The sequence below is a fragment of the Caulobacter radicis genome, assembly GCF_003094615.1.
GTDB lineage: Bacteria > Pseudomonadota > Alphaproteobacteria > Caulobacterales > Caulobacteraceae > Caulobacter > Caulobacter radicis.
Window position 1 is genome coordinate 106,260 of sequence record NZ_QDKO01000030.1, and the last position, 8,936, is coordinate 115,195.

The window sequence follows — 8,936 nt, forward strand, 5'->3', positions numbered from 1 at the left end:
ACGCGAGGCGTCCTGGATGCTCGATCCGCCGAGGTGATCAGGCGGGTCAGAACGTGCGAGCAGGCCAGGAACAGGCCTGCCCCGCCGACGCAAGCCACGACGTGAAACGCGTTGATCGAAGCGTCCGTGACGAGCAGTGGCCCCAGAAGGCCGCCTGAAAGCATGGCCCAGCGCAGGAGCCAGGGTGCGCGTCCGGCGAACATGCCTATCCCGCAGGCGACGAGGCACGGGACAAGCCATAGGTGCTCGGAGCGCATGGCGGGCCTCTGTCTCGCAATCGGTCAGGCGGCGACCAGAGGCTCGATCGCCTCCAGGTCGGCGCGGCGCTCGATCACGGCTTTCGAAAGGTCGTGCTGGGCCTGGAGGTTCATCCAGAACTGCGCGTTCATGCCGAACACCCGCTCCAGCCGCAGGGCGGTGTCGGGGGTGATGGGCTGAGCTTCACGGGTCAGGCGTTCGATCCGCGTGCGGTCCTTCAAGCCCATGGCCTTGGACAGCGCCCCGGCGGTCAGGCCCATCGGCGCCATGAAGTCCTCGCGCAGGATCTCGCCCGGATGAGGCAGGGGGCTGACGAAATCGAGACCCAGGAAGGTGGCGCTCATGGTTGCGTATCCTCAGTGATAGTCGCCGAACCAGACGTCCTCCGGTCCGTCCGCGCCCCACCGGAAGGTGATGCGGAACTGGTCGTTGACACTGACCGACCATTCGCCCGCCCGATCGCCTTCCAGCGCATGCAGGCGATTTCCCGGCGGGATGCGCATCTGCGCAACCTCGGTGACCGCGTTCAACTGAGCCAGCAGCCGGCGGGTCCGCTTCATGAGGTCGGCGGGGAAACCCCTAGGCGAGCCCCCGAGGAAAACGGCCAAGGCGGCGTCGCTCTTCCAGCTCTGGATCATTGGCGGCGATCATTAGAGGATTGAGTGTAGCGCGTTGCGCTACGTTTGGCAAGGTCTGTGTAGCGTATTGCGCTACGCCTTCGAGGTCACCAGCGGCCCGGCTTCCATTCGATCGGCAGGGTCAGCCAGCGGCCGTCGACCGGCTTGCCCTCGGCGTCCTTGGGCTTCATCCGGAACAGGCGCGACAGCTTGAGGGCGGCCGCGCCGAGGTCGGCATCGGTCGGGGCCTCGCTGGTCACGGTGCAGCCGGAGACGGCGCCGGCGGCGTCGACCCGGCATTCCAGCACGGCCTTGCCGCCCTTGGTTCCCGCGCGCACGGGATAGTAGTTGTGCATGTCGTTGACCGACGGCGTGCGCGCCCAAACCGGACGTGTGACGAAGTCGCGGGTCTCCTCGGCGGCGGCCGAATGCGCGGCGCCAAGGGCGGCGATCGCGGCGGCGCAGGCCAGCGTGGTCTTCCAGGTCATGTGCGGCTTTCGTCCCCCGACGGTCGTTACGGCGCCACTATCGGCCGTAACGGCCTGGGCCTGCAACCTGGCTTCAGAACCCGGCGCCGACCTTGGCCAGTTGCTCGGCCATCTGCTTCAGGCGCTTGTCGAGCTCGGCCATGGTGCGGTTCAGCGCGCCCTCGTCGTCGCGCCAGACCTGAAGGGTGCGGGCCCAGACGGCGGTCATGGCCGCCAGCCGCACGGGCGTGGCCTCGATCCCGGCGGCTTCCAGGATCGCGCGGGCGGTCTTGGGAAAGCGGACGGCGGCGCGGGGCAGGCCTTCCGACTTGGAGATGGCGATCAGGGCGTGGCGGTGCGGCTCCATGGCCTCGACCCGGGCCATGGCGGCGTCGAACAGGCGGTCGTGGGCGGCCGCGCCCTCGCCGGCGTCGGCGTTCAGGGCGGCCTGGTCGAAGCGGCGCGACAGGTGGGCCAGAACCTTGGCCTTGCTGTCGGCCTTCACATAGAGCTCGGCGAACGGCGCGCCGGCCGCGATCGCGATGTCGCGCAGGGCGATCTGCGGCCAGGGACGGTCGGCGGCCAGGGAAAGCGCGGCGGCCGCCGCGCGGTCGAGCAGGTCTTCGGCGGGCGTGGTCATGGTCAAAGACATGGCCGTGCGGACCCCGGCTGGCAAGGTCGGCGCTTGCCTCGCGGCCGCAGTTCGGGGAAAGGGGCGCCCATGAGCCTTTCCTATTTCCGCTGCGACTGGGCCCACGAGAGCGCCGAGGAGCCCGTTTCGATCTTCTACGAGGTCGACGACGAGGGCCGGGTGCTGCGCCTGATCGATGTTTTCCGAGACGGCAGCCGCGAGCGCGACGCCGTCGCCAACTATGTCGGGCGCGAGCACGAACTGCCTGGCGAGGCCAGCCTGTCGGAAGACGACTTCCACGACTCGGTCGAGGCCCTGCTCGACGATGAAGACGTCGTCGAGGGCGAGGATCGCCTTTCGCTGACCCCCGTGGAGGCCTCGGTGTTCGAGGCGGCCTGGCGCCTGGACGCCTGAGGGAGGGCGAAACCTCGCCCTTCGACAGGCTCAGGGTGAGGTTTGTGGCTGCCCGGCCTTTGCAATGGTCCTCATCCTGAGCTTGTCGAAGGACGAGGACCTCGCGCCGGCTCTAGCCCAGCAGCCACCTCAAGCTAGCCGCGGCGACGATGCCGATCGGCACGACCGCCAGCATGGGCAGGCGCAGGGCCGCCAGGAAGGTGATCGCCAGCGCCAGCAGGTCGGCCGGGCGGGGCGAGACGAAGTGCGGGGCGATCACCGCGATCAGCACGCAGCCGGGCGCGGCCTCCATCACCGCCGTGGCGCGCGGGCCCAGCGTGCGGTTCCTCAGCACCAGATAGCCGCCGATGCGGGTCAGGTAGGTGACGGCGGCCATGGCCAGGATGGTCGCCAGGACGGGCAGCGAGATCATGCGGCGGCTCCCGTCTTGCGCGGGGCGGCCCACAGCCAGGCCGTGGCCAGGCCCGCGATCGCGCCGGCCGCCACCGTCCAGGCTCCCGGCGCCAGCAGGTGGCCGGTCGCGGCGACGGCCAGGCTGACCAGCCACGGCCGCGCTGCGCGCAAGCCGGTCCACATGCCGCGCAGCAGCACCAGGAAGATGGCCGGGAAGGCCATGTCGAAGCCCAGGGTCTCGACATTGCCCAGCACCGGCCCGACCAGGGCGCCCAGGGTCGTGAAGGCGATCCAGGCCAGCCACATCGGCAGGGCCACGCCCATGTAGTGCGCCAGGCTGAAGGTCCCGCGAGCGCGGGCGTCGGCCAGGGCCATGGCCCAGCTCTCGTCGCACATCAGGAACAGGGCCGGCAGCACCCGCCGCTTGGGCAGGGCCTTGAGGAACGGCGCCAGGGCCGCGCCCATCAAGAGGTGGCGGCTGTTGACCATCAGGGTCACGGCGGTGATCAGGGCCAGGTGCGGCGGCGAGGTCCACAGGCCGATGGCCGCGAACTCCGACCCGCCGGCGAAGTTGAGGCCCGTCATCAGCGGGGTCTCGAGCGCCGACAATCCCTTCTGGCCGGCCTGGGCGCCCAGCACCAGGGCGAACGGGACGAAGCCGGCCGTCACCGGCAGCGAGGCGACCAGGCCCCGCATGAATTCGGGCCTGGATCTGGAACGCAGTTCGGAAGGCCGCTCGCCAGGCATGGCGGCGGGAGCGCAGGTTTCGATTGTCATGGCGACCGGGGGAGGAGCGGTTGCGGGAAGGATTGGCAGCCTAGCGCAAAGCCCGCGCAATCGGGTTGCGATCATGCTCCCATATGATCGATGATTGGCATCCAAGCGAAGCTGATCGCCAGATATTGGTTCTCGATTCCATGAAGCTCGACGATATCGACCGCCGCATCCTGCGCGAACTGCAGAAGGACGGCCGCATCCAGAACGCCGAGCTGGCCAAGCGCGTGGGCCTGTCGCCCTCGCCGTGCCTGCGCCGGGTGCGGATCCTGGAGGAGACGGGGGTCATCGCCCGCTACGTGGCGGTGGTCGACGCGGCCAAGGTCGGCCGGGGCCAGACCTTCTTCACCCGCATCTGGCTGAATTCGCAGCACGAGGACGCCGTCGACCACTTCGTGGCCGAGATCAACAAGATGCCCGAGGTGGTCGAGTGCTACGTCATGCTCGGCGATTGCGACATGCTGCTGCGCGTGGTCGCCGCCGACATCGCCGCCTATCGCCGCTTCCAGGCCGATCACCTCAGCCGCATCCGGGGCGTGCTGAACGTCAAGACCGACATCCCGGCCCAGACCGTGAAGCAGACCTTCGCGGTGCCGCTGTAGAGTTTCACCTTCTCCCATAGGGAGAAGGAGGGGCCCGCGCCGTCAGGCGTGGGAGGATGAGGGGTTACGCCTTCAACCGGCGTGCCGGCACGCCGTCGTGCGCCGTCACCCCTCACCCTCCCGTCGCGATGCGACGGGCCCCTCCCTCTCCCCTCCGGGAGAGGGGGCGCTACTCCGCCGCCGCAGCCAGTTCCGTGGCCGGACGGTACTTCTCCAGCCAGTGGGCGTAGGGCGCCGGCAGGGTGGCCCAGGTGGGGCGCTCGACCCCCAGTTCCTGGGCCAGCTCGTAGGGGTAGTGCGGGTTGGCCAGGTGGGCGCGGCCGATCATCACCAGGTCCATCTGCTCGCTGGCGACCAGGCTTTCGGCCAGCTTCGGCGCGTCCAGGCCCCAGGACGAGGCGACCGGCAGGCCGGCTTCCTCGCGCACGCGCTTGGCGATGGGGCCCAGGAACGGCGTGCCCCACGGGATGCTGGTGTTGGGGATCGTGAAGCCGACGCTGACGTTCAGCAGGTCCAGGCCGCCGGCCTTCATGCGGCGGGTCAGGTCGATCGACTCGGCCAGGGTCTGCTCGTCGTGGCCGTCATATTCCAGCACGCCGAAGCGAGCGGTCAGGGGCAGGTTCTCGGGCCATTCGGCGCGGACGGCCGCCAGGGTCTCTTCCATGAACCGGCCGCGCGCCAGGGCGTCGCCGCCATACTGGTCGGTGCGGTGGTTGGAGTGATGCGAGAAGAAGCTCTGGGCCAGGTAGCCGTGGGCGAAGTGCAGCTCCAGCCACTCGAAGCCGGCCTCGCGGGCGCGGCGGGCGGCGGCGGCGAAGTCGGCCTTCACTCGCTCGATGTCGGCCAGGGTCATCTCGCGCGGAACCTTGGACAGGCCCTGCCCATAAGCGATCGCCGACGGGGCGATGGTTTCCCAGCCGCGTGGGTCGCCGTCGGCGATATGGTCGTCGCCTTCCCAGGGGCGGTTGGCGCTGGCCTTGCGGCCGGCGTGGGCGATCTGGATGCCGGGAACGGCGCCGGCGGCCTTGATCGCCGCGGCGATCCTGGCCAGGCCTTCAGCCTGCTCGTCGGTCCAGATGCCGGTGCAGCCGGGGCTGATGCGGCCTTCGGGCGAGACGGCCGTGGCCTCGACGATCACCAGGCCCGCGCCGCCGCGCGCCAGGCCGGCGTAGTGCGGCAGGTGCCAGTCGGTCGTGACGCCGTCCTCGGCGCTGTATTGGCACATCGGCGGGATGGCGATGCGGTTGCGCAGGGTGGCGTCCTTCAGGCGGAAGGGCGTGAACAGGGCGGACATGAAGGCGGGCTCTTTCGGGGAGGAAAGGGAATGGAGGCGGCAGAGGTGTAGGTCCGCCCCCCGCGTCTCAAGTGCCGTTCGGGCGCAAGACCTGTGCCCTGGAGGCACAATGCCCGTTATCCGAGCGGTTCTGGCGTGCGCTCAGGCCGGCGGTCCGTAGCGGTTCGCGTCCGGCTTGCCGTCCCTGCACAGCAGGAAGACCAGCAGGCCCAGCGACGCCAGATAGGCCAGGTTGTTGGCGAACAGCGGCAGGAACAGGCCCATGGCGCTTTCGTCGCCGGCCATCAGTCGCTGGAACAGCGAGGGAAACAGCGCCAGCCCGATCCCCAGGAACACCACCGGCGGCAGGCCCCACAGGCCCGAGCGGCCGGTGTCGTGCAGGCGGCGAGCGACGGCGGCGGCCAGCAGCAGCGCGATGACGGGCACGGCCACGCGCAGGCCCAGGAACATCGGGGCCATGTCGGGCATCAGTTCGGGCGAGGGCTCGTGGATGGTGACCGACACGCTGCCGCCCGAGCGGGTGATGGTCGCCTTGTCGGGATGGGCCTCGGCATAGGCGATCGTCTTCTGGAAGCTGCCGGCGAAGCCGACGCCGAAGCTCAGGAACATGGCGACGAAGGCCGCGCCCACGATGACCAGCGCATAGGGCCAGAAGCGCTCGCGCGGGTCGCGTCCGGAGAAGCGGGCCAGGTTGGCGAACCCGTGGCGGATCGAGGCGAGCATGGACGCGCTCCAGTAAAGCTTGCCATCCAGCCTTAGGGGCGTCCGCCGCCGCTAGGCAAGCGGGTTGGGCGTCGCGTTCCAGCGCGACCGCGCCGCCATGGGCCCAAGAAAAAAGGCGGCTCCCTCGCGGGGGCCGCCTTCGTCTTTTCCTGGGCGCGGTTCGGCCTTACGCCACCTTCACCCGGGCGGCGCTTTCGGGCAGGTCCTGGCCGAAGGCGCGCTGGTAGAACTCGGCGACGGTCGGGCGTTCCAGTTCGTCGCACTTGTTGAGGAAGGTCAGGCGGAAGGCCAGGCCGATGTCGCCGTCGAAGATCTCGGCGTTCTGGGCCCAGGTGATCACCGTACGCGGGCTCATGACGGTCGAGATGTCGCCGTTCATGAAGGCGTTGCGGGTCATGTCGGCCACGCGGACCATGGCCGCCAGGGTGCGCTTGCCCTCGGCGGTGTCGTAATGCGGGTTCTTGGCCAGCACGATGGCCGCCTCGACGTCGTGCTCGAGGTAGTTCAGCGTGGTGACGATCGACCAGCGGTCCATCTGGCCTTGGTTGATCTGCTGGGTGCCGTGATAGAGCCCCGTGGTGTCGCCCAGGCCGATCGTGTTGGTCGTCGAGAACAGGCGGAAATACGGGTTGGCGCGGATGACCCGGTTCTGGTCGAGCAGGGTCAGCTTGCCGCCGGCCTCCAGCACGCGCTGGATGACGAACATCACGTCCGGACGGCCCGCGTCGTATTCGTCGAACACCAGGGCGATCGGGCGTTGCAGCGACCAGGGAAGGATCCCTTCGCGGAACTCGGTGACCTGCTTGCCGTCCTTCAGGACGATGGCGTCCTTGCCGACGAGGTCGATGCGCGAGACGTGGCTGTCGAGGTTCACGCGCACCAGCGGCCAGTTCAGGCGCGCGGCGATCTGCTCGATGTGGGTCGACTTGCCGGTGCCGTGATAGCCCTGGACCATCACCCGGCGGTCCTTGGCGAAGCCGGCGCAGATGGCCTTGGTCGTCTGCGGGTCGAAGCGATAGGCGCTGTCGATCTCCGGCACGTGGCTGTCGCGGTGCGAGAAGGCCGGGACCTTCATGTCGCTGTCGACGCCGAACGCGTCGCGAAGCGTCACCCACTTGTCCGGGACCAGGGTGATCAGGGGATCGGCGGCGTGGCTGTCGGTCAGTTCGGGCATGTTTTTCGATTAGCGCTCCACCCCAGGGAGGGGAAGGGGGAATTGCAAGAAGATGCTCCCCCTGAAGGGGGAGCTGTCGCGAAGCGACCGAGGGGGAAGTTGCTGCGAGGCTGGCCAGCGCTACGGCTGCGGAAACCCTTCCCCCTCCGGCCCTTCGGGCCACCTCCCCCTTCAGGGGGAGGATCCTGGCGCATGCGAAAAGGGCGGCGGATTGCTCCGCCGCCCTTCGTCTTGAGGATCCGAAGGTCCCTAGTTGTTGGCGATGATCACCGAGGCGATGATGCCGGTGGCGATGGCCGCCAGGACGTACTGGTCGTTCACACGCTGCCAGCGGTAGCCGCGGGGCGGCTGGCGCAGGCCGTGACGGCGGTAGTCCTTCACGTAGTAGCTGTCGGCGCGATAGCGGGCGTCGAGGCGTTGGCCCTTGGCCCAGCGGCGATACTCGCGACGGTCCTGCTTGCGCTCGTAGCGCGCCTGGTCCTTGCGGCCCTTCTCGTAGGCGCGCTGCTGTTCATAGCGGTCGTGACGGTCGTCGTGGCGGGGCTGGGCCATGGCCGTCCCCGACAGGGCGGTCCCGGCCAGCAGCGAGGCGGCGACGGCGGTGATGATGAGACGTTTCATGACAAGTCCTTTCCCTTCGATGCCTCCACCTTAGTGAGGTCGATTTGGACTGGTGATGAACGAAGCAACTCAGGAACGGTTCATGTTTCTTTCATGAAACATTGTAGCTATACACGACGAATACCGGTTGCGGCCGATCTGCTTTTCGCGCGTTGAGGGTGCATGCCGCTCAAGCTCCGCCTCGATCCCCGCCGCAACCTGCCCCTGCTGCTGAAGGCGGCAAGGCGCGAAGTCGCCGCCACGGCCGCCCTGCTGGTGGCGGGCCTTGGCCTGCTGGCCTTCCTGAACATCGCCGACGAGGTGGCCGAGGGCGACACCCGCGCGCTCGACTTCCAGATCCTGCAGGCGCTGCGCGTGCCGGGCCAGCCGCACCAGCTGATCGGTCCGGAATGGCTGCACACGGCGGCCGCCGATGTCACCGCCCTGGGCTCGGTGACGGTGCTGACCCTGCTGGTGCTGCTGGCCCTGGCGATCTGCGCCAGCCTGCGCCGCTGGGCCGAGGCGCTGGTGGTCGTCGTGGGCGCGGTCGGCGGCGTCAGCATCAGCCAGGGGCTCAAGCACCTTTTCCTGCGCGAGCGCCCGGACCTGATCTATCGCGCCGTCGAGGCGGCCAATCCCAGCTTTCCGTCCGGCCACGCCATGCTGTCGGCGGTGGTGTTCCTGACCCTGGGGACCCTGGCGGCGCGCTTCGCGCCTCGGCGCCGGGTCAAGGCCCTGGCCCTGGCGGCGGCGGTGTTCTTCTCGGTGCTGGTGGGGCTAAGCCGCGTCTATCTCGGCGTGCACTGGGCCAGCGACGTGCTGGCCGGCTGGTGTGTCGGCGCGGCCTGGGCGATGGCCTGCTGGCTGGCCGCCTGGGGCTGGGCGCGATATTTCCGCTCGCCGCTGGCGGAGACCTGAGACCCTCCCCCTGATGGGGGAGGTTGCCCGAAAGGTCGGAGGGGGAAGTTCCTGCTGACGTCGAGGAGGTT

General features: G+C 69.1%; 13 protein-coding genes. 3 read left to right on the forward strand and 10 right to left on the reverse strand.

Features of this window, described 5'->3' with window-relative positions; genetic code table 11:
• Positions 1 to 281: 281 nt before the first annotated feature.
• The 4 genes from DDF62_RS17540 to DDF62_RS17555 form a co-directional block, all read right to left on the reverse strand.
• On the reverse strand, positions 282 to 602 hold the full coding sequence (locus DDF62_RS17540) for a HigA family addiction module antitoxin (RefSeq protein WP_116490297.1): 321 nt from the start codon (positions 600 to 602) through the stop codon (positions 282 to 284).
• A gap of 12 nt (positions 603 to 614) precedes the next feature.
• Positions 615 to 896, reverse strand: a complete 282-nt coding sequence (locus DDF62_RS17545) for a type II toxin-antitoxin system RelE/ParE family toxin (protein WP_116490298.1) — start codon at positions 894 to 896, stop codon at positions 615 to 617.
• Between the two features lie 86 nt (positions 897 to 982).
• On the reverse strand, positions 983 to 1,363 hold the full coding sequence (locus DDF62_RS17550; protein WP_116490299.1) for a TonB family protein: 381 nt from the start codon (positions 1,361 to 1,363) through the stop codon (positions 983 to 985).
• A 73-nt stretch (positions 1,364 to 1,436) separates the two neighbouring features.
• Entirely contained in the window at positions 1,437 to 1,982 is a 546-nt protein-coding gene (locus DDF62_RS17555) for a TetR family transcriptional regulator (protein WP_116490341.1), read from the reverse strand.
• An 81-nt stretch (positions 1,983 to 2,063) separates the two neighbouring features.
• Between DDF62_RS17555 and DDF62_RS17560 the strand changes: the two genes are divergently transcribed.
• Positions 2,064 to 2,387 carry a DUF6881 domain-containing protein gene (locus DDF62_RS17560; RefSeq protein ID WP_101716798.1) on the forward strand — a complete coding sequence of 108 codons (324 nt, stop codon included), beginning with the start codon at positions 2,064 to 2,066 and terminating at the stop codon, positions 2,385 to 2,387.
• Between the two features lie 112 nt (positions 2,388 to 2,499).
• Here the strand turns inward: DDF62_RS17560 and DDF62_RS17565 are convergent, their stop codons facing one another.
• Both DDF62_RS17565 and DDF62_RS17570 read right to left on the reverse strand, forming a co-directional pair.
• Positions 2,500 to 2,799 (reverse strand): AzlD family protein, encoded by a 300-nt coding sequence (locus DDF62_RS17565; protein ID WP_116490300.1) that lies wholly within the window; start codon positions 2,797 to 2,799, stop codon positions 2,500 to 2,502.
• Positions 2,796 to 3,476, reverse strand: coding sequence for an AzlC family ABC transporter permease (locus tag DDF62_RS17570; RefSeq protein ID WP_208866893.1), 681 nt, complete (start codon positions 3,474 to 3,476; stop codon positions 2,796 to 2,798). The genes DDF62_RS17565 and DDF62_RS17570 overlap by 4 nt, the downstream gene beginning before the upstream one ends.
• Positions 3,477 to 3,697: 221 nt before the next feature.
• Between DDF62_RS17570 and DDF62_RS17575 the strand changes: the two genes are divergently transcribed.
• Complete coding sequence (locus DDF62_RS17575) at positions 3,698 to 4,156, forward strand: Lrp/AsnC family transcriptional regulator (RefSeq protein WP_116490302.1); 459 nt, start codon at positions 3,698 to 3,700, stop codon at positions 4,154 to 4,156.
• A gap of 169 nt (positions 4,157 to 4,325) precedes the next feature.
• On the opposite strand, the gene DDF62_RS17580 is transcribed toward DDF62_RS17575, so the two are convergent.
• The 4 genes from DDF62_RS17580 to DDF62_RS17595 form a co-directional block, all read right to left on the reverse strand.
• Positions 4,326 to 5,450, reverse strand: a complete 1,125-nt coding sequence (locus tag DDF62_RS17580) for an NADH:flavin oxidoreductase/NADH oxidase (RefSeq protein WP_116490303.1) — start codon at positions 5,448 to 5,450, stop codon at positions 4,326 to 4,328.
• 141 nt (positions 5,451 to 5,591) lie between these two features.
• On the reverse strand, positions 5,592 to 6,173 hold the full coding sequence (locus DDF62_RS17585; protein ID WP_116490304.1) for a DUF805 domain-containing protein: 582 nt from the start codon (positions 6,171 to 6,173) through the stop codon (positions 5,592 to 5,594).
• Between the two features lie 166 nt (positions 6,174 to 6,339).
• Positions 6,340 to 7,347, reverse strand: coding sequence for a cobaltochelatase subunit CobS (gene cobS, locus DDF62_RS17590; protein ID WP_116490305.1), 1,008 nt, complete (start codon positions 7,345 to 7,347; stop codon positions 6,340 to 6,342).
• A 249-nt stretch (positions 7,348 to 7,596) separates the two neighbouring features.
• On the reverse strand, positions 7,597 to 7,968 hold the full coding sequence (locus tag DDF62_RS17595) for an RcnB family protein (protein ID WP_116490306.1): 372 nt from the start codon (positions 7,966 to 7,968) through the stop codon (positions 7,597 to 7,599).
• Between the two features lie 162 nt (positions 7,969 to 8,130).
• Between DDF62_RS17595 and DDF62_RS17600 the strand changes: the two genes are divergently transcribed.
• The gene (locus tag DDF62_RS17600) at positions 8,131 to 8,865 is read left to right on the forward strand and encodes a phosphatase PAP2 family protein (RefSeq protein WP_116490307.1); all 735 of its coding nucleotides are present in this window, start codon (positions 8,131 to 8,133) and stop codon (positions 8,863 to 8,865) included.
• Positions 8,866 to 8,936: the final 71 nt, after the last annotated feature.